General features: G+C 51.4%; 1 pseudogene. It reads right to left on the reverse strand.

What is annotated here, in order from left to right:
- A pseudogene (locus tag ACYP03_RS26015) lies at positions 1-275 on the reverse strand (glutathione synthase); the annotation flags it as partial.
- Position 276 lies beyond the last annotated feature (1 nt).

Raw genomic sequence — 276 nt, forward strand, 5'->3', positions numbered from 1 at the left:
GTATCGAACGGCGGATCTTTACGCATCAGCACGGCATCGAGCTCGCTCAGCTCGATTTCCTGCTCACCGTGAAAGCTGAACCAGTCGTTGGGATCTTCTTTTAGTTTGACGATCCGGGTCCGGGCGATCGCTTTGCCTTGCTCCAGAGACAGATCAGCCATTTCCATATAATGGATCTCCCAGCCGCGACGCTGCGCTTCAAGCATCATCGCAAAGCTGGAATCCTTTTTGATGGTAATGGACTGGATGGGATCCATCACAATACCCAATTTGATC

The organism is Photobacterium sp. R1 (assembly GCF_054600795.1).